This is a genomic window from Paenibacillus sp. FSL R10-2796 (genome assembly GCF_037965315.1).
In the GTDB taxonomy this organism is placed as follows: Bacteria; Bacillota; Bacilli; order Paenibacillales; family Paenibacillaceae; genus Paenibacillus_AQ; species Paenibacillus_AQ odorifer.
On the sequence record NZ_CP150178.1, the window covers coordinates 6,408,457 to 6,433,315 of the forward strand.

At 46.3% G+C, this 24,859-nt stretch carries 17 protein-coding genes; 3 read left to right on the top strand and 14 right to left on the bottom strand.

Features of this window, described 5'->3' with window-relative positions:
- Positions 1 to 95: 95 nt before the first annotated feature.
- The 4 genes from NST58_RS28595 to NST58_RS28610 all read right to left on the bottom strand — a co-directional run bounded on the left by NST58_RS28595 (position 96) and on the right by NST58_RS28610 (position 6,434).
- On the bottom strand, positions 96 to 2,468 hold the full coding sequence (locus tag NST58_RS28595; RefSeq protein WP_339245016.1) for a glycoside hydrolase family 95 protein: 2,373 nt from the start codon (positions 2,466 to 2,468) through the stop codon (positions 96 to 98).
- Positions 2,469 to 2,583: 115 nt separating this feature from the next.
- The gene (locus NST58_RS28600; RefSeq protein WP_080742630.1) at positions 2,584 to 4,341 is read right to left on the bottom strand and encodes an ABC transporter substrate-binding protein; all 1,758 of its coding nucleotides are present in this window, start codon (positions 4,339 to 4,341) and stop codon (positions 2,584 to 2,586) included.
- A 141-nt stretch (positions 4,342 to 4,482) separates the two neighbouring features.
- Positions 4,483 to 5,388, bottom strand: a complete 906-nt coding sequence (locus NST58_RS28605; protein WP_076128700.1) for a carbohydrate ABC transporter permease — start codon at positions 5,386 to 5,388, stop codon at positions 4,483 to 4,485.
- A 65-nt stretch (positions 5,389 to 5,453) separates the two neighbouring features.
- Positions 5,454 to 6,434, bottom strand: a complete 981-nt coding sequence (locus tag NST58_RS28610; RefSeq protein ID WP_076100584.1) for an ABC transporter permease subunit — start codon at positions 6,432 to 6,434, stop codon at positions 5,454 to 5,456.
- 742 nt (positions 6,435 to 7,176) lie between these two features.
- Here NST58_RS28610 and NST58_RS28615 point away from each other — a divergent pair.
- Positions 7,177 to 7,578, top strand: a complete 402-nt coding sequence (locus tag NST58_RS28615) for a hypothetical protein (RefSeq protein WP_076277147.1) — start codon at positions 7,177 to 7,179, stop codon at positions 7,576 to 7,578.
- 78 nt (positions 7,579 to 7,656) lie between these two features.
- On the opposite strand, the gene NST58_RS28620 is transcribed toward NST58_RS28615, so the two are convergent.
- The 4 genes from NST58_RS28620 to xylA all read right to left on the bottom strand — a co-directional run bounded on the left by NST58_RS28620 (position 7,657) and on the right by xylA (position 14,199).
- Entirely contained in the window at positions 7,657 to 9,207 is a 1,551-nt protein-coding gene (locus NST58_RS28620) for a response regulator transcription factor (protein WP_339245020.1), read from the bottom strand.
- Positions 9,204 to 10,991, bottom strand: coding sequence for a sensor histidine kinase (locus NST58_RS28625; RefSeq protein WP_076219214.1), 1,788 nt, complete (start codon positions 10,989 to 10,991; stop codon positions 9,204 to 9,206). Before NST58_RS28625 ends, NST58_RS28620 begins: the two co-directional genes overlap by 4 nt.
- Positions 10,992 to 11,198: 207 nt before the next feature.
- Positions 11,199 to 12,695 (bottom strand): xylulokinase, encoded by a 1,497-nt coding sequence (gene xylB, locus NST58_RS28630; RefSeq protein ID WP_339245023.1) that lies wholly within the window; start codon positions 12,693 to 12,695, stop codon positions 11,199 to 11,201.
- A gap of 187 nt (positions 12,696 to 12,882) precedes the next feature.
- On the bottom strand, positions 12,883 to 14,199 hold the full coding sequence (gene xylA / locus NST58_RS28635) for a xylose isomerase (RefSeq protein ID WP_076128712.1): 1,317 nt from the start codon (positions 14,197 to 14,199) through the stop codon (positions 12,883 to 12,885).
- Positions 14,200 to 14,467: 268 nt separating this feature from the next.
- Here xylA and NST58_RS28640 point away from each other — a divergent pair, with 268 nt between their 5' ends.
- Positions 14,468 to 15,628, top strand: coding sequence for an ROK family transcriptional regulator (locus tag NST58_RS28640; RefSeq protein ID WP_076277146.1), 1,161 nt, complete (start codon positions 14,468 to 14,470; stop codon positions 15,626 to 15,628).
- A gap of 192 nt (positions 15,629 to 15,820) precedes the next feature.
- Positions 15,821 to 16,021 (top strand): hypothetical protein, encoded by a 201-nt coding sequence (locus NST58_RS28645; protein WP_036680251.1) that lies wholly within the window; start codon positions 15,821 to 15,823, stop codon positions 16,019 to 16,021.
- A 138-nt stretch (positions 16,022 to 16,159) separates the two neighbouring features.
- On the opposite strand, the gene NST58_RS28650 is transcribed toward NST58_RS28645, so the two are convergent.
- The 6 genes from NST58_RS28650 to NST58_RS28675 all read right to left on the bottom strand — a co-directional run bounded on the left by NST58_RS28650 (position 16,160) and on the right by NST58_RS28675 (position 24,787).
- Complete coding sequence (locus tag NST58_RS28650; RefSeq protein WP_076128716.1) at positions 16,160 to 16,393, bottom strand: glutaredoxin family protein; 234 nt, start codon at positions 16,391 to 16,393, stop codon at positions 16,160 to 16,162.
- A gap of 32 nt (positions 16,394 to 16,425) precedes the next feature.
- Positions 16,426 to 17,367, bottom strand: a complete 942-nt coding sequence (trxB, locus tag NST58_RS28655) for a thioredoxin-disulfide reductase (RefSeq protein WP_076128718.1) — start codon at positions 17,365 to 17,367, stop codon at positions 16,426 to 16,428.
- A 183-nt stretch (positions 17,368 to 17,550) separates the two neighbouring features.
- Positions 17,551 to 19,515 carry a heavy metal translocating P-type ATPase gene (locus tag NST58_RS28660; protein ID WP_339245026.1) on the bottom strand — a complete coding sequence of 655 codons (1,965 nt, stop codon included), beginning with the start codon at positions 19,513 to 19,515 and terminating at the stop codon, positions 17,551 to 17,553.
- 324 nt (positions 19,516 to 19,839) lie between these two features.
- Positions 19,840 to 20,979 (bottom strand): 3-dehydroquinate synthase, encoded by a 1,140-nt coding sequence (gene aroB / locus NST58_RS28665; RefSeq protein ID WP_339245029.1) that lies wholly within the window; start codon positions 20,977 to 20,979, stop codon positions 19,840 to 19,842.
- A gap of 1,232 nt (positions 20,980 to 22,211) precedes the next feature.
- Complete coding sequence (locus NST58_RS28670; RefSeq protein WP_076128725.1) at positions 22,212 to 23,282, bottom strand: hypothetical protein; 1,071 nt, start codon at positions 23,280 to 23,282, stop codon at positions 22,212 to 22,214.
- Positions 23,283 to 23,494: 212 nt separating this feature from the next.
- Positions 23,495 to 24,787 (bottom strand): homocysteine synthase, encoded by a 1,293-nt coding sequence (locus NST58_RS28675; RefSeq protein WP_036680260.1) that lies wholly within the window; start codon positions 24,785 to 24,787, stop codon positions 23,495 to 23,497.
- Between the last annotated feature and the right edge of the window lie 72 nt (positions 24,788 to 24,859).

A 24,859-nucleotide genomic window follows, 5' to 3' on the forward strand; every position in this document is an offset into this window, starting at 1 on the left:
CCATTTAATAGATAATGAAGACTTGGGCAAAAAAAGACTGTTCTCTGTAGAATAATTCTACTCTGAGAACAGCCTCTAAGCCAGATCAATATGAATTATTTCTTTAGGGGTGTAATGATATAGGTCTCTCCTATTACTGTTTCAAATTCCAGCCCCGCTCCTTCAATCTGTGTACCATCCGGTTTTTGAATGAGCAAAGGCTGGTGTTGAACAATTCTGCAGGATCGGCCATGAGTCGAGGTAACCTCTGCCCTAGTTAAACAGCCCCCGCTCCATTCTATAGTCATGACAAAGCCACCACGTGCCACCAACCCTTTCACGCTGCCTTCAGACCATTCCTCTGGAAGAGCAGGTAATAGTTCCAGACCCTCCTGATGACTCTGCAAAAGCATTTCTGCTATTCCGGCTGTAGTGCCGAAGTTTCCATCAATCTGAAACGGAGGATGATTTCCGAACAGGTTCGGCAAACTGGAATCTTGCAAAATGCGACGTAGACAGCTAACCGCACTCTCGCCATCCTTCAGACGCGCATAAAGATTAAGCAACCATGCTGCGCTCCAGCCTGTATGGCCACCTCCGTGTTCTATGCGTTTCTTCAGTGTTAAGGCTGCCGCCTCCGCTAGCTCTGGTGTGGAGGAAGGGCTAATTACGTTCCCAGGGTACAGGTCATACAAATGAGAAACATGACGATGCCCAGGCTCTTGTTCAGCAAAATCCTCATTCCATTCGCGGACAGTTCCGTCCGGTGCGATCCCTTGGTGGGCAAGCTGTTTCTGTTTCTGCATAAGCTCCTGACGCAGCTCTACATCGGTATTTAAAATATCAGCAGCCTGAATGCAGTGCTTGAACAACTCAGCGATAAGCGATAAATCCATAGCTGAGCCAGCCGAGACACTGCATGGTGTGCCGTCAGCAGTCAGAAATACATTCTCTGGCGAGGTAGACAGACCTGTGGTCCATCTTCCATCAGGCAGCTCTACTAGCCAATCCAGACAAAACAATGCGGCTCCCTTTAATATGGGATAAGCTGTGCGCAAATAGTCCTCATCTGGACGAAAAGCGTAACGCTCCCATAGATGGCGAGAGAGCCATACCCCGCCCATCGGCCAAAAAGCCCACATCGCCTTACCGTCTGATGGAGAAGTCATCCGCCACAAATCGGTATTATGGTGTACTGTCCAGCCACGTGCGGCATAATGAATACTCGCTGTACGGCTGCCAGCCACGCTAAGCTCCGTGATAAAATCTATTAAAGGTTCATGGCATTCACCCAATCCGCATAACTCGGCTGGCCAATAATTCATTTCGGTGTTTATATTTGTCGTATAATTGCTGTTCCATGGTGGCTGAATATAGGGATTCCAAATGCCCTGCAGATTCAGAGCTTGCGTCCCCGGCCGTGAGCCAGCAATCATCAGGTAGCGGCCATACTGGAACAGCAACGCTTCCAGTTCAGGATCTGCCTGTCCTTCGCGGTATTGTACCAGGCGCTCATCAGTCGGAAGCTCTCCTCGGGAAGCAGCAGATGCAAGCGTCAACTCCACACGGTGGAACAAGGATTGATGATCCTCTAAGTGGCGCTGCTTAAGCTCTGCGTATCCTTTAGAGGCTGAAGCTAACTGCACTAGGCACAACTCCGCTGGCAGCTTGCCACCGCTTCCCGGCATCCGGTCATACCCGGCATAATCGGTTGCCGCAGCCAGACGAAGGGTAATGGAGTGCGCGCCAGAAATCAACAGCGAGCCGTTCTCCGCTACACAAGTCCCACCTTCCGTCTGGATCTCCATAACCGCAGCAAAACTTATGCCAAGCCCCTCTTCATATAATACGGCACGCGGGTGATCCCCTACGTAGTTATCAGCCACATGCGACGGGGCACGGCCAGTCATAATCAGCATGCCATCCGGAGTAATCTCCGAGTTGAAAGGATGTGGTGATGCCAGATCCGCCCAGAAATCTGGCAGAGTAGCTTGGCCCTCCCCCCCCTCAGCACGGATATGAAGAGCTATAATGTCATCCGGTCTGCTGGCCAATACTTCACGTACGATCCTTACACCACCGGCAGTATAGGTTACCGTAGCCAACGCCTGATCCAGATCAAGCTCTCTCCGGTAATCCTCTACAGGACCTGCAAAATTAAACTTCAATCGCAAATCTCCAAGCGGTTGATAGGATTCCGTCCGGCTGCCTAACATTTTGGCGTCCACCAGTGCTTCTGCTTCCTTGTATTTCCCCTCTGCAACTAGCTGTTTAGCTGGAGCCAAATGCCGCAGTGCCTCATAGTTGGCTTTATCCCGCGGGAAACCTGACCATAGAGTGTCTTCATTTAATTGAATCCGTTCTTCTTCGATTCCACCAAAGACCATGCCGCCCAGCCTGCCGTTACCTACGGGCAGCGCCTCTTCCCATACAGCCGCCGGCTGCTTGTACCATAACTCATGCCGTCCGGAGTTCTTGCTCTCTCCCATGTATATTCCTCCTGTCCTGTTATTACCGGTGAAAAGCAATCAGCGGGAGGCCCGGACTTTCGTTCGGACTTCCCGCCATCTTCATGCTTTTATTGGATTAGACGAAATTTAATAATTAATCATTCCAAAGTTTCACGCGTTGTTTAACCAGCTCTTCACGCAAATCTTCAGCTTTCGTTACACCAGCTTTATCAAGCTCAGCCATGTAAGCATCCCAAACTTTATCGAAATCAGCTGGTTTAGACAAGATTGCTTCTGGGATCCGTTTCCAACTGATATCCTTCAGCTTGTTGTCAAGAACGACAATTTCGCTATCCCCAGGAATCGTGATGTTCCATGCTGCGCCCCAAGGTTTAACTTTGAACTCATCTTCACTTGGGAAGAGGTCTTTCCAAGTTGTTGCTTTGTAAGCAGCAAGTGTTTCTTTTTCAACCGCATTGTAACCTACAGTTACTTGCTCAGGGAAACGAGTTGTGTAGTAGTTACCAGATGGATCCAATACACCGTCGCCATAGTGAGCGCTCAGCAATGCATAGTTTGATCCGACATTACCCAAACCAGTTTCTTTTTGGAAGTTGGTAGTGTCATTATATTTACGGTCGTTCACATCTTCAGGAATGACACGTTTGCCATCCACAACATTGTAGTGTTTGCCTTCAATACCCCAGTTAACCAATACTTGACCTTCGTCGGAAGCTAGGTAGTCCAGGAATTTAATCGCACGAACTGGATCTTTAGCATCTACGCTGATCCCAATTCCGTTACCACCCATGAAGCCTGTAGGCCAGAAGGAGGTTTCTTTGTACTCCTCAGACAAGGTTACAGGATAGTGTCCATAGCCTTGATCCAGCTTGCCTTCAGCTTTCAATGCTCTTTCTCCATCGCCATAACCCCAGTCTTGGTCAATCAAACCAATAACGCGGCCGGTAGCGATTTTAGCTTTGTACTGATCATACTTTTGAACGAAACTTTCTGGATCAAGCAATCCGATATCGTTCATGTGGTTGAGCCAGCGGAAATATTCTTTTTCAGCCGGACGACGGAAGTGATAAGTTACTTCTTGGGTGTCGATATCAATCGCATATTCACCATCGTCAGGAGAACCAGTAGTAATAAATGCTGGGTTAGTTACTGTAATGTACATGTACCAATCATCTGCATTCAGAGTCAGGCCGATGTTTTTGTTACCATTTTCATCCGTAGGATGTTTTTCCAGGTAAGCCTTGATTACGTTCTCATAATCTTGAACAGTTTTGATTGCAGGATATCCAGCTTCTTTAACAGCACGGTGCTGTAGTTCAAATCCGCCACCAGCATCAAAATATTTGTTGTCCACACCTGCATAGGTAGGGATGGCATAAATCGCGTGATCATCGTCACTGTAACGTGAACGTTTCATGCCTTCTTCGCCCAATACTTTTTTGATATTCGGAGCATATTTTTCAATCAGGTCTGTTAGATCAAGCATTGCGCCTGCATCTACCAGCTTGCTGACATCAGTCTTAGCACTGATCAAATCCGGATATTCGCCGCTCGCTGCGATCAAGGCTACTTTTTGTTGAGGATCACCAACTGCATATTCAGCATTTAGGGTTACTCCCGTTTTTTCCGTAATCACTTTACCAACTTCATCTTGCATACCTGTCCAGTTCGGGTTAGGGTCTGCACTGAAGAAGGTCATCGTGAGCGGGGAAATATCCTCAGCCGCATTGGTCGCATTTCCAGCATTAGTTGCATTGCCGCCTGTATTTCCAGCTGCAGCATTACCATTGTTGCCATTGTTACCGCCGCAGCCTGCAAGCACACCGAGCAGCATAATAGAAGTGAGCGTTAATGCCGTAGCTTTGGCTTTTATCTTTCTATTACTTCCCATTAAATAAACCCTCCTTAAAATTGTTTATCTATCGTATCACAGGTGAAGACCTGTTAATACTTTACCCAGCTTGCCAAAAGAAAACGGATACACAATAGGTTTTAAGCATAGGGGAGACTAAGCTCCCCCGTTAAACTGTGATTAACTCTTCACAGCACCAAGTGTCATACCTTTAACAAAATACTTCTGAATGAACGGATAAACCAACAGGATCGGTACGGTTACGACAATCGTAATCGCCATTTTGAGCGACTCCGGCGAGACCTGATTGGAAGCCAGCGAAGCAATGTTGGAGCGGTAGTCGCCTCCGTTACCACTTGTTGTGGTCTGTAGAACCTTCATCAATTCATATTGCAATGTGGTCAAGTTAGGGCTTGAACCATTGTACAGATAAGTATCAAACCAAGCATTCCATTGACCTACTGCTAGGAACAGCGCGATCGTTGCTAGCGCTGGCTTCATCAATGGCAGAATAACGCGGAAGTAGATTGTAAAGTCATTGGCTCCATCCAGCTTCGCCGATTCCTGCAGCGCATACGGCAGGCCGTCGATGAAGGAGCGGATAACGAAGACGTTAAAGGCACTAACCAGTCCAGGCAATACATAGACTGCAAAGCTGTTCATCATATGCAGATCCTTGATCAGCATATAGATTGGAATCATTCCTCCTGAGATATACATGGTCATTGCCAAGAATGTGGAGACAAACTTGCGACCTGCAAAGTCAGGGCGGCTGATCGTAAACGCCAGCATCGAGGCACTGATCAGTCCGAACAAAGTACCGATAATTGTCCGCAAAGCGGATATTTTAAACCCGGTGATTAATCCGGAGAAAGTGAAGATCTTTAGGTAATTGTCCCAGGTAAAATCCCGGGGATAGATGGTCACTCCACCGCGCACACTGTCCACTGAATCATTCAGTGAGATGGCAAGCACGTTCAAAAACGGATAAATCGTGATTACAACCACGAACAGTACTACAAAATATACAAAGAAATCAAAGATCCGGTCTGACCATGACTTTCCGGTGATAGCTGAATTTCCCACTGTAACGCTCTCCTTTCATGAAAAGGGCAATTTACTGCCACGATTGGGTAGAAGGGCCTTCTGTGCTACAGAAGGCTCTCTTTTGTTGTACGTTTGAAGATTCCATTAATCGTAAACAGTAGAATTACACTGATCACTGAGTTGAATATATTGATCGCAGTACCGTAGGAATATCTCGCCATGCCCAGTCCGTATTTCAGTGAATACAAGTCTAGCACTTGAGAATAGTCGGTAACGAGGTTGTTTCCGAGCAAGAATTGCTTCTCAAAGCCGATATTGAGCAAATTACCCACCGACATAATGAGTAGTACAGTAATTGTTGGGCGAATACCCGGAAGTGTAATATGCCATACCTGACGAAGCCTGCTGGCACCGTCTACCCGGGCCGCTTCGTACAATTCAGGCCCAATACCTGCGATAGCTGCAAGGTAGATGATGGCGTTCCATCCGGTCTCTTTCCAGACATCCGATAAGGTAACGATTCCCCAGAAGAGATGGCCCTGGGCCATAAACTGGATAGGTGCGTCTATGAATCCTATTCCTAACAAGATATCGTTTACAAGACCATTTTCACCAGATAACATTTTAGTTACAATCCCCGCTGCAACCACCCATGATACAAAGTGGGGCAAATACGAGACTGTTTGAGCAAATCTTTTAAAGAAGCCAAGACGCACTTCATTGAGCAATATTGCAAACGTTATTGGAAAGATAAATCCTGCGACTAAGCCCATTCCACTCATCGCCAGCGTATTACGCAGCGCCAGAAGGAATTGCGAGTCACTGAACAGTGTCTTAAAGTGTTCAAAACCTACCCATTCTTGTTCAAAAAAGCCACGTGCAGGCTTGTACTTTTGAAAAGCCATCGTCCAGCCCCATAACGGGAGATAACTGAAGACGAATGCCCAGATCACAAAAGGTATCGACATCATCCATAAGTACTTTTGATTCTTAAAGCTTCTCCAAAACCGTCCTCCTGAAGCAGGCTTTTTGTTGCGTGTTCGGGTATCCGGCGGGATTTGAGAAGTTACTGTGTCCGCTTTCATAAAGCCCCTCCTCTCTATGTCTATATTCTAAATCTCTGTAAGCGATTGCAGTACCCTATAAATTCGACCTAAAATCAGGTGAAAATTAGAGATTTAGAGCCCAAATAAAGCGGATACATCGTTGAAAACACTGAAAACAAACATGAATTTACTGAAAATATAATCAAGTGAAATTATTTGATTTCATAAATCGATACGATACTTAATCCCCTGTCTATTTCACACAATTAATACTTCATCCCATAATTAAAAAACGCCCCGAGCTAACGTTCTATAAGTGAACGTGGCCGGAAGCGAAGGCGCGGACTGAAATGACCTTATTTAAGCAAATTGCACATCTTATTGGGTTAGGCGGACTATAAAGACCTTATTCACTTAAAAAACCACCTTTTGGAGAACATTTGCAGCTAATAACGTACATGGAGTCCGATAAATCGAAATCGGACTCGAAATAGCCCAAATAACGACTCTGGAGTCCGACATACCCGCGAATGAAAACTATAATGTGCTCTCAGATGAGGCGTAACAAGTATACCCGTAACCCCTGCCCTGCTCCTCAACGAAAACCTCCGTATGGTTCAATTAAAATTAATTACTTTAATATCATTAAAGCTAGAAAATATTACCTGATACATCAGTACTTCAACTATTTCAGATACATATTCCTTATACGCACATACCGAGTCGACATTATCTGTTGTACCTGCAATTTCTTTTCCTAAAGGAGGGTAATAGGAGAGCAATGAAAAACAAAAACATCAAGACATTATTATTGATTATCGCCGCAGTATTATTGACACTAAATTTATTTCAATTCAATAACAACGTAAGCCATAACAGATTAATGAATAGGCTGGACCTGAATCTGACATCAGAACTCGACGGTCTAAGAGTGGAATTAGAACGATCCTCAACACCAAGCATTCTTGCTGTAGAGCAAGCGAGTAAAGTTGCTGCCCTTTCGACGTATTCAACATTAGGGTTCGATTATGGATATACCTTGGAAACCAGAATACATGACAAATATGTACAAAATGAACCTTTTAAAGAGATGGATCAAATTCAAGAGTTACTTCTGGCCCTTCTAAAGGACCCTGCAAATCAAGAATTGCAACAAAGATTAGATTTATTATTAGTGAAGTAGCTTTAATGTAAGAAAAAAAGCCACAGCAAAAGCTCAGGTTATACCTGAATTGCAACTGTGGCTTTTTGGGCTTCTATTTTAGATGTTTTTGCGAAAAGAACTTGGGGAGAGTCCTACATATTTACGGAACTTGGCGTTGAAGTAATCGGGGTTCATGTACCCAACTTTCTCGGCCACCTCATATACTTTCATGCCTTGCGCTAGGAATTGCTTCGCCTTCTCAATCCGCACTTTGTCCACATACGTATTGAAGTATTCCCCGGTAGTGTTCTTGAACATTTTACCTAGATATGCGCTGTTGTAATTAAATAACTCAGATAAGGTCTCAAGCTTAAGGTTCTCATTGTAACGGCGGTTGATTAGCTCCGTAATTTTTTTGATCTCATTCCCTTTGCTGCCACTGGACATTTGATCGGCGATCTCCGCCATGAAATTAACGGCCTGCTCTTGCAGGTCTGCCAGATAATGACTATGGTAGAGCTCACCGATCGGCGGGGAATGCTTAGCGGCATTGCTGCGAATCTCTGGATAGACCGGTTCGAGACGGGCCAACACCGTACTGAGAATCCGCACAAATGTATCTTTGATCTGCTGCTCCTCACTGCCCGCAGCCAGTAGCTCCGCACAGATCGTATCCACCAGCGGTTCAATGGCCGCGCGGCTTCCGGTTTCAACAGCAAGCATTAGGCGGCTCTCCGCATCCTGCCCTTCTTCGGTGTACGCCTCCGCCACTCCAGGAAACAACATACCGGAGAGATCGGCGCTGATCAGAATCCCTTTGCGGTAAAAGAATGCCCGGCGCAGCAGTTCACGCGCCACTTGAAAAGACTGCGCCGCCTCTTCTGGTCCAGCTACTGGGCCTCCCGTTGCTGCGCTGAAGTCGTATCCCTCGCGGCAAATTAAGGAAGCAAGCTCTTCCATCAGCCGCTCCTGTTCCTGCTTTCCTGGCAGCGGCTCTTGCAGCAGGAATCCAATATATGGCGGCATCGTGAAAAACATCCGCTCTTCACTGCTGCCAAAATACTGTTCTACCGCGGCCTTAACGGCCCGCTCTCCTTCCTCACTGCCGCCCGCAGGCGCGAGTAGTTCGAGTAGGATCACTTCGACACGGTCTGATTTAAGACCCAGTGCTGCCGCATGCTTAACAGGATCATTCTCCCCCTCCTCCGCAGTTGAAGGCTGCAGCAATGTACGCAGCAGGCTTTCGCGATTACGGGCAGGCTCCTCTTCATTCCAGCGGCTAAAGCGATCTTCCTGAGCGATCGTGACTCTGAGTTCCTCCAAATAGTTGATTAGCTCTTCCTCATCCACCGGCTTCAGTAAATAGCCGTCAATGCGGTAAGAAATGGCTCGTTTGGCATACTCAAAATCCGCATGACCACTTAAAATTAGCACATGGCTGGTCGAGCCTTCCTCGCGCAGCTCACCGATTAACTCCAGCCCGTCCATACCAGGCATGCGGATATCCACCACAATCAGTTCCGGATAAAAAATATGATATTTCTCCTGAGCTTGCAAGCCGTTGGCGGCCGTAGCCACCACCGTATACCCTAGCTCTTCCCAAGGGATTAGAGCCCGAAGGCCTTCCCGCAGCTTTGGCTCATCATCAACAATCAATACTTTGATCATAGATTTATGTCCTCCATTGGAATACGAAACGTAATAGATGTTCCTTCATTCATCCGGCTTTCGATATTCAGTCCATATTCAACACCGTAGGATAACTTCAAACGGTCGTGTACATTGCGCAGCCCGATCCGTGCCTCTTCCTGCTCATCACGAACCTCAAGGGTATAACGGATCTGCTCCAGCTTGTCCGGATTGATCCCGGCTCCATTATCGGTAATGGTAAAGACCGCATGATTCTGCTCACGCTTGATATTCACCGTAACCATTGCTCCATCCATCGTGTTGTCTAACCCATGAATCACCGCATTTTCCACAAGCGGCTGCACAATCAGCGGCGGGATGTAGAGTGATTCGACGGCAGGGTCTACAATAAATTGATATTTCAAACGATCCTCATAACGGAATTGCTGAATATCCAAATAACAACGAACCACTTCAAGCTCCTGGCTAAGCAAAATTTTACTTCGGCCTACCTCCAGATTACTGCGCATCATTTTGCCAAGAAGACGCACTACCCGTGCAATCTCCACTTGCCCTTTCATATGGGCCTCCATACGAATAGATTCCAGCGCATTGAACAAGAAATGAGGATTGATCTGGCTTGCCAGCATTTTAAAACGGATATCATTCTGTTTCTGTTCCAGCAGACTGTTCTGGTCATTAGATTCCTGTACCTCGTACATCAAATCATTAATACTCCGTACCATAGAATTGAACTGACGAGCTAACAGGGCAATTTCATCTTTGCCATCAATTTTTAATGAAGTGTCAAAATCACCCGTACTAACGCGGTTAATATGTCTGCTTAACTGCAATAATCGACGTGAAAATAATGAAGAGAAACTATATATGATTAAAAAGGCCAATAAAACGCTTACGGCAATCACGGTAATCGAAAGCTTAATCACCCGATTAGGTTCTTTGACTATACTATCAATAGAAAAAACAGAAATAATTCGCAGGGCGTTACGGCTGGCTTGTGGTTTAAGTTCTTCTATCACTATTTTGGAGGCTTCACCATCTACTTCTGCCTCATAGCTCCCGCTTCCTTGCCCCAAAAGCTTTGTATCAAAAGAAACATCTGCCAGTTTCTTTCCTGTCCGATCGCTCCGGTTCGCAGCAATGATATTGTCCTGATCATCCACGATCATGGTGTCAAATGATTCTTGGCTCAGAATCGAGGTTAGCTGGTGACTGTTTACATTAATAACGAGCACGCCAATTTTACTGGAGCCCTCCAGCTCGATTTTGCGGACAAGGCTTAAATAATTCCGCTGATCACGCTCATCCTCTATATATTCCCAACCGACGAGGCTATCGTACCGCTGTGCTCTCTGATACCACTGGCTCTCCTTAATGGCAGACGAAGGATTGATCAGCTCCCAGTTGTTAAGCAGCGTAGCATTATCAGTGTATAAACGTATGTTGGATATGTCTTTATATAATCTTAGGTATTCACGCATATCAGTGTAATCCCGATAAGCCTCAACCACATCATAAGTGCTTACATACTGGCGTATGGCGAGTTTTTTCAGCCGGGCATCATTGGACAATCGATACGCTATATCTTGCGATACACCGATGACTTCTTCTGTTCTTTTTTTTACCCGATCTACGTTAATTGAAGCTTGCTCCAGTGCGTTCTCAAACGCCATGGTCCTCATCTCAATCGTAAGATAACCACCTACCAGTAATACCGGTAAAAGTGTAGTCAGTAAAAAAGCAAGCAGCAGCTTATTGCGGATTTTGATGTCATTCAGCACCTTAACAAACCATTGAAACATGGCCTTTCGCCCCCCAAAACCTTCACTATCTCATGTACAGGCTGCCACTACCTTGGAGATATTCCATACTTTACAGAAGAAAAATGAAAACGGCAACATTTTTGAATATTGCCGTTCATCACCTCTATAAAGAAGATGGTCTTTAAAAAGGCCTTCCGCCAGATGCGAAAGACCTTTTTTATATCAGACAGATTGATAAATGGCGTTTTATTGGCGATATGCAGCCAGCTTGTTATTCAATTCGCGGGTCTGGCCGTAAACTTCCTGATAGAGGTTGAATAGACCATCATAGATTGCCGTTTGTTTCGGATCTGGTTTATAAACATCAGCAGGACGGATAAACGCTTCTGCACATTCCGTAAGGGATGTGAACCATCCGCTTCCATAAGCCGCCAGCATAGCTGCTCCCATTGCCGGACCCTGTTCACTTTCCAGCTTCACGATGGATGCATTGAAAATATCAGCCTGCATTTGCAGCCAAGCCTCATTTTTAGCTCCACCACCAATTGCAATGATCTCTGTAATCTCTTTGCCTGACTCACGTACAATCTCAATGGATTCACGCAGTGAGAAGGTAATGCCTTCTAATACTGCACGTGTAAAATGCGTCAACGTATGCCCTGAATCCATACCAATAAAGCTTCCGCGAATATTCGCATCTGGATGTGGTGTACGTTCTCCTACAATATAAGGTGTGAATAACAGGCCGCCGCTGCCAGCTGGAATAGAGGAAACTCCGCTTAACAGCTCATCAAAGCTTTTGTCCGCCGCAAAGGTTTCTTTGAACCACGTAAGGCTATGACCAGCAGCTAGTGTAACCCCCATAATATAGTAGGCATCTTTTTCACCATGGTTAAAGAAATGGACTTTGCCTTCGAGATTCAAATCTTTATTGCTCTCATAAGAAAGAACTACACCAGATGTACCAATACTGCACATGGTCCGGCCTTCTCCCAATACACCCGCTCCGAGCGCGCCACAAGCATTATCTGCACCACCAGCAAATACCTTCGTTGAAGATAAAAGACCTGACGCTTCAGCAATGTCCGGCAATAAAGTTCCAGTCTGTTCAAAGGATTCTACCAATCTAGGACAAAGAGAAAGCGGAAGTTCAAAAGCCTCTGCGATTTCTGCACTCCATTCTTTAGAACCTACATCCAATAGCAACGTTCCGGCAGCATCGGAGTAATCCATTGCATAATCACCCGTCAACCGATAACGAACATAATCTTTTGGCAGCAGGAACTGATGCGCCTGTGATAATACTTCTGGTTCATTCTCTTGAACCCACAGAATCTTAGGCAGTGTAAAACCTTCCAATGCTTTGTTTCTGGCGATATCGATCAACTTCGTTCCAAGCGTCTTCTCAATCTTACGGCATTGTGCAGTAGTACGGGTATCATTCCAAAGAATAGCTGGACGCAGCACTTGCCCTTCTTTATCTACCAGTACCAATCCGTGCATTTGTCCGGAGAAACTTAGACCGTCTACTTGAGACGGGTCTATGCCTGATACTTCAATCAGACGGCGCAGGCTGACCAGCGTGCCCTTTACCCAATCTTCAGGATTTTGCTCACTCCAGTTCGGTTGGGGTCTGCTTAGCGGGTAGGACTCGGAATGCTCAAAAGCCACCTTCCCCTGCGGGTCCACTAGAACAGTCTTCACTGCACTAGTCCCCAAATCAACACCTATAACGTATTTCATTTTTGACCTCCTAAAAGTTTTGTTAGCATAGACTTCATTGAATTACTTCGAGCAAAACTTACTTCGTAAGCATCTTGCTTAGTTTTTACTACAAAAAGGGGGCTGCCGAAGAATGCTCTCTTCAGCAACCCCCGTTGCATTTGTTCAAACTCGACTCAAAGCCTAAGCTTCAAGCTCCCTATAAGGACTACTCAGCCAAGATGTATTGGTTAAGGGTAGCTCTCAGGTATTCTTGACGTCCGGATTGGTTAGGACGTGGGTTCTCATTGTTCAAAGCATATTCAGCCAAAGAAGCCAATGTTGCTTTACCGGAAACGATGTCTGCACCAACGCCTTCTGTGAAGCTGCTGTAGCGTTTGTCAATGAAATCTTCGAATACGCGATCTTCGATCAATTTAGCAGCAACTTTCAAGCCTTTTGCGTAAGTATCCATACCAGCGATGTGTGCCAAGAACAGATCTTGTGGCTCGAAGGAAGGACGACGTACTTTAGCGTCGAAGTTAATTCCGCCTTTGCCAAGACCGTCATTCTTCAATACTTCATAAAGAGTAAGTGTTGCATCGTAGATGTTTACTGGGAATTCATCAGTATCCCAACCAAGCAGTGTATCCCCTTGGTTAGCGTCAAGTGATCCAAGCATGCCATTAATACGAGCTACACGAAGTTCATGTTCAAAAGTATGACCTGCAAGCGTAGCGTGGTTAGCTTCAAGGTTCAGCTTGAAGTGCTTGTCGAGGTTGTATTTTTGCAAGAACGAAATTGTTGTTGCTGCATCGAAATCATATTGATGTTTAGTAGGCTCTTTTGGTTTAGGTTCGATCAGGAATTGACCATCAAAACCAATTTCCTTAGCGTAATCTACAGCCATGCTGAACAGACGTGCAATGTTATCTTGTTCAAGACCCATATCTGTATTCAGCAATTCTTCGTAACCTTCACGGCCGCCCCAGAATACATAGTTGCTTGCGCCCAGACGTTTACCAACTTCCAGACCTTTCTTCACTTGTGCTGCTGCATGTGCGAAAACATCAGCGTTAGGTGTAGAACCTGCACCGTGCATATAACGCGGGTTAGTGAACATATTAGCTGTATTCCACAGCAATTTCTTGCCGGAAGTCTTCATGCCTTGTTCAAGGATATCAACAATAGTGTCGATGTTGCTGTAGAACTCACGCAAAGATGCGCCTTCTGGTGCGATATCTACATCATGGAAGCAGAAGTAAGGCAGATCCATCTTGTCCATAAATTCGAATGCTGCTTCAGCGCGAGCTTTAGCCTTATCAAGACCGCTCAATTTGTCCCAGCTGCGAATTGCAGTTTCAGCGCCAAACGGATCAGAACCGCCAGCAGTTAATGTATGCCAATAAGCCATTGCAAATTTCAGATGTTCCTCCATAGTTTTGCCGGCTACGACTTCTTTAGGATTGTAGAATTTAAATGCATAAGGGTTGGTGGAACGGCTTCCCTCGTAAGAGATTTTGTTCACTGTCTCAAAATAAGCCATTGTGTAATCCTCCTCATATTGTGCTACGCTAGCAAGCGTTTACAGCATCATCTTAACACATCTTTTTGACTTTGTATATTGGTTAAACAAAGTTTTTTTATAAAATTTCCGCCTCTTTAAGTCTCCCTTGCCTATCCGTTTAATATTCAAAAAATCCAATAAACATAGATTTCCTCTTTTCTGCCGATGTATTGCAATTTCCAGCACATCACTCTAGACTAAGTGGCATACAACAAAAGGGAACTATGCTAAAAAGGATGTGTGATTCGTGAAGGTTACCGGAGATCAGGCGCTGGTCAAAAAAATCAATAAATCGATCGTACTACATACTATTCGAAGGAACTCTCCGCTCTCGCGCGCCAAGGTTTCAGAGATGACCGGACTGAATAAAGCTACCGTATCCAATCTGGTGGCTGAGCTATGCGCTCAAGAATTAGTGACTGAAGTTGGACCAGGTCAATCCAGTGGCGGACGTAAGCCGCTAATGCTGCATTTTAACAGCATGGCCGGCAGTGTAATCGGTATAGAGCTACGGGTGAAGCAACTGACAGCCGTCTTATGTGATTTAAGTGGTGGCATTCTTTTCGAAAGCGATTTCTCCCTGGACAATCATGCTCTGCCTTATGTACTGGAACGGATGAAAAAAACAATTTCAGACTTGATTGATAAAGCACCTGAATCCCCATACGGTATCGTCGGCATCGGAGTAGGTGTCCCCGGGATGGTGGATGAGAACGGGGTTGTTCTTTTTGCTCCCAACCTCGGCTGGGAAATGGTCGACCTGCGGGGTATTTTGGAGGCGGAATTCGCGGTTCCAGTCACTATTGATAACGAAGCTAACGCAGGAGCACAAGGTGAACTGAACTTTGGGGCGGCAAAAGATGTTAGACATCTGCTCTATATCAGTGCGGGTTCAGGGATCGGATCCGGTATTATTATTGGCGGAGAGCTGTACAAAGGTGCAAGAGGATATGCCGGCGAGACCGGACATATGACGATTGAAGCACAAGGCAAGCCGTGCAGTTGTGGGAGCCGTGGCTGTTGGGAGCTATATGCCTCGGAGAAAACCTATGACCATTCCGAGTTCTCCCTCCCTGCTCATACCACACAAGAACTGGTCCGTTATGCAGCCGCTGGACAAGAAGACGCCTTGCGCCACTTCTCATCTATAGGTGAATATCTCGGCATCGGAGTAACGAATCTAATCAATAGCTTTAATCCAGAGCTAATTGTCATCGGTGGAGCCTTATCCGAAGCAGAAGCCTGGTTAGGGGAGCCCCTTCGCCGGGTTGTAGCCGAGCGTACACTTCCTTATCATAAGCAGCAGCTCGAGATTACCTTCTCCAAGCTGGGCAGCCGAGGCACGATGATAGGCGCGGGGTTCTCTGCAGTTATGCATTTTCTAGGCGATATTCGGGTCACCGTTTAATGTAGTCTAATGGACAACGTTTTGCGGGACAGTTTCACGGGTGAAATTCAAGAGCGGATAGAATTGACGTAAAATTGCCGCATTTAGGTGGATCAAAAGTGCAGTAAAAGCAACTTAAATCCTATATAATAAAGGATAAGTTAGTGTGACATTTATCACTACAACCCCTTTTTTGAAATGGAGAGCGAGTCCATGACCTATGTTGATACGTCTGATATCTCGGCACAGATGTTCATCACTGTGTTGCTTTTTCTGCTCATTATTGCCCCTTTGATCAGTCTCGGTGTGCTCCGTTTTTTTCAAGCCAAAAAGAAATCAGGATTCATTCTGATCGGCAGCGGTGTTGCTGTATACGTCCTATTTCAGATCATTACCTCCTTCACTCAAGCTTAAATTGAACTTTGCGATTTACATCATAAAAAATAGCCTGCGCATATTAGCGTCAGGCTATTTTGGTATACTTAGACCACAAAAAGATCACCTCCAAAATGGAAGCGACCTTTTGCAATTTCCTCACAGAAATATATTTAATTAAACAGTCGCCAATGCTTTGTCGAACTGAGTTTTATTCATCCCCACGATTTTGTGCTCACCAATTACAGTTACAGGAACAGCTCTCATTCCCATATCCCAAACCTGCTGCGCGTAATCATCATTCTGCTCAATATTACGCTCTTCATAGGCTACGCCTTTTTCACTCAAAAAGCTCTTCACCTGACGGCAATGTGGACAATTTGTTGATGTATATACAATTACATTTTCCATCATTAGACCTCCTATGGAAGATTACAGTTATGTTACAGAATAACCGCGCTATGTTCCAGACTTTCAATGTATTTCTCAGCATCCATAGCTGCCATACATCCACTGCCTGCTGCTGTAATTGCTTGTCTATAACGGGTATCCTGCACATCACCACAAGCGAATACGCCTGGGATATTAGTTTCAGAAGTACCTGGGTTAGTCATGATATAACCTTCAGTATTAGTTGTGATTTGTCCACCCAAAAATGCAGTGTTAGGATGGTGGCCAATCGCCACAAACACTCCGCTTGCTTCAATGATTTCTTCTTGTCCGGTCTCATTGTTCAACACTTTTAGTCCACTCACGCCTTTGTCTCCAGAAGTTACTTCCAGAGGAGTACGATTCAGGCTCCAAGCTACTTTAACATTATCGCGAACGCGATCCTGCATGATCTTGGAAGCACGTAGCTCTTCACGACGGTGTACCAGCGTTACTTTGGAGGCAAAACGAGTCAAGAAACCCGCTTCCTCAAGCGCAGAATCTCCACCGCCAACAACCACGATCTCTTTATTACGGAAGAAGAATCCATCACAGGTAGCACAGGTGCTTACACCGCGTCCCACATTATCCTGCTCGCCTGGGATACCGAGGTATTTTGCCGTAGCGCCAGTCGAAATGATCAGGGTATCCGTCGTAAGAACACCCAATCCTTCAACATTAAGCTTAAAAGGACGCTCTCCAAGTTCTACACTGTTCACCCAACCCGTACGGAATTCCGCACCAAAACGTTCAGCTTGTTTACGCATATTATCCATTAAGTCTGGACCCATAATTCCATCAGGAAATCCCGGGAAATTCTCCACTTCTGTAGTGGTGGTCAATTGTCCGCCAGGTTGAGGTCCTTCGATTACTAGTGGGTTCAAATTGGCACGAGCCAAGTAGATAGCAGCAGTCAACCCCGCCGGTCCGGTTCCAACAATTATTGATTTATACATATCTATATCCTCCTTGAGTTAGACGGCAGTGACGTCGCTTCTTATTTAAAATAATTATAATGTAGTCTTAATTATGCTAACTGAAAGCAAAAATGTCAATAAGCCAGACTCCCTCAGGGAAAAATCATTTGTGAACAATTTAATTTTTGGCAATAAATAATACACAGTAACATCACTGACCTCTTACCGCAACAATCGCAGCCCATTAAGAATAACCAATATCGTACTGCCTTCATGACCGATCACGCCAAAAGGAAGGGCGATGCCCTGCACAAAGTTACTGATCATCAGAACCGCGATTACTGTTACAGCAAAAATCATATTTTGCTTCACAATACGCTGTGAGCGCCGTGCCAATGAAATGGTCGAGGCGATCTCTTCAATATTATCATTCATAAGCACTACATCGGCGATCTCAAGCGCTGCACCACTGCCTTTCATGCCCATTCCCATACCAACATTCGCTGTAGCCAGAGCAGGCGCATCATTCACACCGTCACCCACCATCACAACATTACCGTGCTCTTCACGAAGCGCCTTAATATGCTTTACTTTATCCTCTGGTAAAAGGTCGGCAAATACTAAATCTACTCCGGTTGAAGCCGCAATAACTTTTGCTGTAGCTTCCCGGTCACCCGTAAGCATAGCCACTTTAATCCCCAGCTCCTGCAGCTTCCGCACTGCGGCTTCTGCTTGTGGGCGAACTGTATCCTGCAATGCAATCATACCTGCAATATGCTCACCGTCCAAAATAATGGAGACAGTCTTCCCCTCTTCCGCCAACTGCTGCCGTTTAGTTCTCCAGAATGCAAGCTCAGAGTTCATCGCAGATGAAATCACCTCATCCAGTAAATTGGACTTTCCAATTTTCCAGAGATGCCCGTCAACTTGACCTTCAATTCCCCAGCCAGTGATGGTTTTACTTTCCTGCACTCCCCGCAGCTCCAGATATTCTTCCTCAGCTTTACGCACAATGGCTTCCGCCAATGGATGGCGTGACATATGCTCAATGGATGCGCTAATCGCCAGTAATTCTTCCCGGTTGTAGCCTTCAGCTGCAATAAAGTCTGTCACCTGCGGAGTTCCCTCTGTAAGGGTCCCTGTCTTATCAAAAGCTACAACAGAGGTCCGGGCCATATTTTCGAGGTGGACCCCACCTTTAAATAAAATCCCTTTTCGTGCACTTTTGGAAATGGCCGACAGCATCGCAGGCATAATCGATGAGACCAACGCACAAGGCGAGGCTACTACAAGAAAAACCATCGCTTTATAAAAGGTTGCGCTCCAGCTCCAGTCCAGCAAAAAGGGTGGAAGGAAAATAAGAGCCACAGTCGAGGCAACGACTACCCGTGCATAGATGGCTTCCAGTCTTTTAATGAATCGCTGTGAGTTTGGAACATCCGTCTCTGCTTCTTCTACCATCTTAATGATCTTGGAAAAAAGTGTGTTCTCTGCTGATTTCGTTACTTCAATATAAAGCGGACCTTCTCCATTGACCGTACCTGCGAATACTTCGCTGCCGGCACATTTTTCAACAGGCACTGACTCTCCTGTAATGGAAGCCTGATCTACTGCCGATTCTCCTCTGTACACCTTGCCATCTGCAGGAATAAGATCCCCTGGACGTACAAGCAACAGATCTCCAATTACTAACTGATCGATAGCTACCTCGTTCATGCTTCCTTTCTCAATCCGCATGGCTGTGGCAGGTTTCAAGGCCATAAGTGAGGAAATATCCTTCTTACTCCGTTCCATCGTATAGCTCTCTAGTGCTCCACTAAGCGCAAAAATAAAGATGAGCATAGCACCTTCATTCCAGTACCCAATGGTAGCTGCGCCTAGTGCGGCCGCAATCATCAGCAGGTTCACATCGAGATCACGTTCTTTGACGAGCGTCTCAACGCCTTCTTTGGCTTTGTTCCAGCCACCAATGGTATACGAAATAACATAAAGTACTATAGAGAAAACTTCTGACCAGCTGCCCATAACCCAAGCAAAAAGCATAAGTACTCCGCTGCCAAGCGCAGCCTGCATCTCGGAGTTGCTGAGCATGGCTCTCAGATCGAACCGGCGTTTTGGAGCGCCTGGTTTCTTCATGCTGCCGGAGATTGAGGTTTGCTGGGGTAAATGTTTTGATGTTGCTTGCATAATAATCACCATCCTGAAAGTTTTGTGTAGGATTACTTCATTGACTTCCCTTCGCAACAAAACTTGCTTCGGGAGCATACGTTTTGTTTTGTCTAAATGATAATGAGAGCCATTCTTAAGACCCCTAAAATGACACATGCTGCCCCGGCTTAGCCGGGACAGCATGAATGATAACTATGAGTAGTGAGAATGATAATCATTGTTGCAACAGTACAACTATATTTCCTTAGTGCAACTTATATTTTAATAATACCACCTTGAACGAAAAAGTAAACCCTACCTTCTAGGCTATTTGTCATAAATTTAAACTAACGTTTTCCTCTCTTAGCTGCGTATTTTATTTAAAAGCTCGGATAGGACTTGCTCTTCGACTGGCGTCGAATAAGCTCCACCTTCAAAAGACTTCATCGCTCCAATTCCAGCTTGGAACACAAACCGTATACGCCCTTTGCGAACCTTTTTATCCGTATACATCTTATCAATCAGCATTCTATTTGTAATGGTTGCTGGTATTTCAGTCGGAAGTCCCGCCTTCTTCAACAAAGCAATCACACGCTGAGTTTGGTCAGCCGTTACATACCCCAACTGCTCTGCCAGCTGCACCTGAACCGCGAGTCCAATCGCAATAGCCTCACCATGTAATAATTCATAACCACTTAAAGCCTCTAACGCCCGGCCAGCAGTATGCCCCAGATTTAGAATTTGGCGCAGGTTGCTCTCCAGTTCATCCTTTTCCACCACGCTGTACTTGATCTCACAATTATGAAAAGCAATCCGTTCGCAAACCTCTCGATCTAATACAAGTTCGCCATCTGAGGAGACCACTCGCTCCATATTCTGTTCAAGAAACTCAAAAAAGTCAGCATCCGCGATGCAGGCATGTTTGATTGTTTCAGCCAAACCACTACGAAGCTCACGTACCGGAAGCGTTTTCCAAGTGGCTAGGTCGATGTAGACCTTTTTAGGCTGATGAAAAACACCAATTAGATTGGTTGCAACTGGTGTATTCACGCCCGTTTTACCACCAATTGAAGCATCCGCTGCTGCTAAAAGGGTAGTTGCATAGTTCAAACTTGGCACTCCCCGACCAAATGTTCCAGCCAAAAAACCTGCCAAATCCGTTACCGCTCCACCTCCGATGGCAAGGATACAGCAATCTCGTCCGTAAGAACGGCTTAATAGCCGGTCCTCCAGCTGTGCCTTCGTTTCTCGGGTTTTAGACTTCTCTCCAGCAGGGAAAGAAAATAACTCCGCTTGAAAATCATTCTGATGCAGTTGTTCCAGCAAGGCTTGTCCATACAGGGCTTCAACTTTTGAATCTTTAACAATCGCGAATTTGCTTACATTCTCGACAATTCCATGTTTCAAATCCTCGATCAGAGCGCCAAAAAGACCTTCCCCAATCTCAATATCGTAAGAATGATCTACAACCTTTTGCAGGCCAACTCTAAAATTTGTAGACATCTACAGCACCCCTATTCAGCAAGATGCTAATAAAATTCGAGCCTCCACTCTCATTATCCTGTTTATGTAAAATGTAAGGAGAAGCTGGAAACAAATGCGGAGGTTCCAAAACTAATGTTGTCTGTAGCTATTGGTGATAGTCCAGAGGATCGGTACAGATTAGTTTGAGTGCGGGGGTTGAGTACGGAGTTGAGTGCGGAGGTTAAGTGCAAAGTATGAATACGACACGATTGATAAGCGTATGATGCAAGTTGCTCGCAAATGTAGCTACTATCGGACTCAGCTGACCCTAATCGCTGATTTTAAACACATTTGGTATTCTAACGGACCCCATTGCAGCTATTGACCTGAAAAGCACCAAATATGTACCTCTTCCTAACGAATAGCGTCTCTCGTGTCCGAAACCATGCTTAAAAAGCTAAAATCAGGCAAATAGCGTCATCTGGGTCCTTAAGCATCAGGGGGCGGAGGAGTGCAGAGGTTGAGTTCAGAGTTTGAATGCAAAGCATGAGTGCAAATTAGTTTAAGTGCGGTGGTTGGGCACAGGGTGGGAGTGCGGAGGTTGCATCCAAAAGCATGAGTGCAGGTTAGTTTAAGTACGTAGGTTGGGCACAGGGTAGGAGTACAGGAGGTTGAGTGTGGAGGTTGAGCGCAAAGTATGAGTACGACACGATTGATGGATGTATGATGCAAGTGCTCGCGTATGAAGCTACTATCGGACTCAGCTGACCCTAATCGCTGGTTTTAAACACATTCTGTATTCTAACGGACCCCATTGCAGCTATTGACCTGAAAAGCACCAAATATGTACCTCTTCCTAACGAATAGCATCTCTGGTGTCCGAAACTACGCTTAAAAAGCTAAAATCAGGCAAATAGCGTCATCTGGGTCCTTAAGCATCGGGGGTTGAGGAGTGCGGAGGTTAGTGCAGACTTTAAATGCAAAGCATGAGTGCAAATTAGTTTAAGTGCGGTGGTTGGGCACAGGGTGGGAGTTCGGAGGTTGCATCCAAAGCATGAGTGCAGATTAGTTTAAGTACGTAGGTTGAGTACAGTATTGAGCACGGAGGTTGAGTATAGTGATTGAGTAAAGGGATATATGTACGCTGTTGAAGCAGGCAGCTAACGACCAAAAAAACAAAGCAACGATTCTCCGATAACCGGATAATCGCTGCTCTGAGGTCTTTTTTCGATTCTTATATGAACTGCACCGTATCGTTCAGCAGAAAAAGCTTACTGCCTTCCCCCGGCGGCAGTATCCAGCGTTTCTCGCTGCCTGGCGATCCAGATCAGGCAGGCCGCTCTCAGCAGCGCTTCGGTCCGCTGACCGGCGCTGCAAAAGATCCCGCTGAGCCCGATCTGATACAGATCGGCCAAAGCCGACGCCGCCGGTGTCCCCGCGGCGAGCACCACCGCCGCCGGCTTCACGCTCGTCACGGCGGCAAAGATCTTCCCCGCCGCCAGGGCGAATTCCTCCGCGGCGGTCTCTTCCGGCGCGTGTTCACCCGCCGCGCCGTCCAGCACTAGGAAATCGGCGATACGCGCGATTTCCGCAGCGGCGGCAGGCTCCACATCGGGCGCGATCAGCGCCCCGATGCGGCATGCCGCCGCATAAGCGTGGCCGAGTGTCTGATCGGCCACGTCTTCGATGAATTCGCGCTTTGCAGCGAATTCGGCTGCGCTTGCGGTGTAGGCGACCAGCAGGTCAAGGCGGCAATCGCCGCCTTGCCGCTGGCTCTCCGCCACCGCAGCGAACAGCGCTTCGAGCTGCGCGTCCTGAAGCGCGGCAAGCTTGGCGGGCTGCGCCACCGCAAGCGACTCTGGATGCAGCAGGGTGACCGCTGCCCATTCGCCATCCGGCGATTCGAGCAGCTCGGCAACAGCTGCACGCAGACGATAAGAGATTCGCTGCAGAATACGCGCTGTTTGGAGTTCATCTTCGCTAGATAACCAGTTCTCATAAAGACAGAACAGCTCTGGTTCCAGCAGCCATTCCTCACTCCGTATCAAACACGGGCCCGCTTGAACAGTCCTTGTTCCTTCCCGTCCAGCAAGACGTTCTTCTCTTCCTTCACGCAGCACTAGGAATGTCGATGGTTCCCCCGGCCGCTTAAAATAAGATCGCTTCAAAGGCTCAATGACATCCCTCTGCTCTACTCCAGCGATAAATTCTGCGGCAGCGGAGGCTACGGATCCAGCTTGGCTCATTTCCATTCCCACAGTCCGATCACCAGCCTTATACATGAACTTGAACGGGCGCTCTTCACTACTCCGCAAACCATCCTGCTGACGTTCACCCTTCATCCTCGCACCCACCCTTTATCTTTGGATTGCTGCCGGTATGCCAAGCTATATAACATAAGCGACCGACATTTCATTTACCTACCTCACTTATAAATACGGGAGCCACACCTGAAATATGCAAGCGTTGCCAAATCCGATGAATATTCCAACTTTTTTAGGCAACAAAAAAAAGCATTACCGCAGAGCAGTAATGCTTTTCGAAATATAAACTTCTATTGTTGACTGGCAGCAATTGCTTGCTCCAGATCATAGATAATATCATCAATGGACTCCGTCCCGATCGACAAACGCAGCAATTCCGGCGTTACTCCGGCTGTGATTTGCTCTTCATCCGACAGCTGTGCATGAGTTGTGCTCGCTGGGTGGATGATCAATGACTTGGAATCCCCAACATTCGCTAAATGAGAGAACAGCTTCACATTCTCAATCAGCTTACGTCCCGCAGCACTTCCACCTTTAATACCAAAAGTAAGGATCGCACCTTGGCCTTTAGGCAAATACTTTTGCGCTAATTCATGAGATGGATGCGTAGGAAGTCCCGAATAACTTACCCATTCCACATCTGAATGTGCCTCCAAATATTGCGCTACCTTCAGCGCATTCTGGCTATGACGTTCCATCCGCAAATGAAGAGTCTCCAGACCTTGCAGCAGCATCCAAGAATTGAACGGTGAAATCGCCGCCCCTAAATCGCGAAGCAATTGAACGCGGGCTTTAATAATATAAGCAATCGGGCCCACCGCTTCCGTATAAACCACTCCATGATAGCTTGGATCTGGCTCCGTAAGACCTGGGAATTTACCGCTTGCCTTCCAATCAAATTTACCGCCGTCAACAATAATCCCGCCAATGGATGTACCATGTCCACCGATGAATTTGGTTGCCGAATGGACAACAATGTCCGCGCCATGCTCAATCGGACGCAATAAATATGGACTTGGGAACGTATTGTCTACGATGAGAGGAATCCCATGTTCATGGGCGATCGCTGCAACTGCCGCAATATCCAGAACATTCCCCTGTGGGTTGCCGATTGTTTCTGCATACAAGGCTTTGGTCTTATCTGTAATCGCAGCACGGAAGTTCTCAGGATTATCCGAATCTACGAAATGTACCTTAATACCAAGCTTAGGCAGTGTTGTCGAAAATAGATTATAAGTCCCGCCATATAGGCTTGCTGCAGATACAATTTCATCCCCAGCGCCCGCAATATTTAGAATGGAAAAGGAAATAGCCGCTGCCCCGGAAGCTGTAGCAAGCGCACCTGCCCCGCCCTCAAGTGCTGCCACACGCTGTTCAAATACATCCGTAGTTGGGTTCATCAGCCGAGTATAAATATTACCGAATTCTTTAAGCGCGAACAGATCCGCTGCATGATCAGCATCACGGAACCCGTAAGAAGTGGTCTGATAAAGCGGTACAGCACGTGAGAAAGTAGTTGGATCAATTTCCTGGCCTGCATGGACAGCCAAAGTTTCAAACGACAGCTTGCGATCTTCTGACATAGGTATTTCCTCCCCTATAATTAAGTATAGAAATGATTAACAATTTTGAATTGTACCCATTCTCTCACAAAC

Coding starts and splice junctions, on each gene's coding strand:
- NST58_RS28595 (WP_339245016.1), bottom strand. CDS start 2,468: ATGGGAGAGAGCAAGAACTCCGGACGGCATGAGTTATGGTACAAGCAG.
- NST58_RS28600 (WP_080742630.1), bottom strand. CDS start 4,341: ATGGGAAGTAATAGAAAGATAAAAGCCAAAGCTACGGCATTAACGCTC.
- NST58_RS28610 (WP_076100584.1), bottom strand. CDS start 6,434: ATGAAAGCGGACACAGTAACTTCTCAAATCCCGCCGGATACCCGAACA.
- NST58_RS28615 (WP_076277147.1), top strand. CDS start 7,177: ATGAAAAACAAAAACATCAAGACATTATTATTGATTATCGCCGCAGTA.
- NST58_RS28620 (WP_339245020.1), bottom strand. CDS start 9,207: ATGATCAAAGTATTGATTGTTGATGATGAGCCAAAGCTGCGGGAAGGC.
- NST58_RS28625 (WP_076219214.1), bottom strand. CDS start 10,991: ATGTTTCAATGGTTTGTTAAGGTGCTGAATGACATCAAAATCCGCAAT.
- xylB (WP_339245023.1), bottom strand. CDS start 12,695: ATGAAATACGTTATAGGTGTTGATTTGGGGACTAGTGCAGTGAAGACT.
- xylA (WP_076128712.1), bottom strand. CDS start 14,199: ATGGCTTATTTTGAGACAGTGAACAAAATCTCTTACGAGGGAAGCCGT.
- NST58_RS28645 (WP_036680251.1), top strand. CDS start 15,821: ATGACCTATGTTGATACGTCTGATATCTCGGCACAGATGTTCATCACT.
- NST58_RS28650 (WP_076128716.1), bottom strand. CDS start 16,393: ATGGAAAATGTAATTGTATATACATCAACAAATTGTCCACATTGCCGT.
- trxB (WP_076128718.1), bottom strand. CDS start 17,367: ATGTATAAATCAATAATTGTTGGAACCGGACCGGCGGGGTTGACTGCT.
- NST58_RS28660 (WP_339245026.1), bottom strand. CDS start 19,515: ATGCAAGCAACATCAAAACATTTACCCCAGCAAACCTCAATCTCCGGC.
- aroB (WP_339245029.1), bottom strand. CDS start 20,979: ATGTCTACAAATTTTAGAGTTGGCCTGCAAAAGGTTGTAGATCATTCT.
- NST58_RS28670 (WP_076128725.1), bottom strand. CDS start 23,282: ATGAAGGGTGAACGTCAGCAGGATGGTTTGCGGAGTAGTGAAGAGCGC.
- NST58_RS28675 (WP_036680260.1), bottom strand. CDS start 24,787: ATGTCAGAAGATCGCAAGCTGTCGTTTGAAACTTTGGCTGTCCATGCA.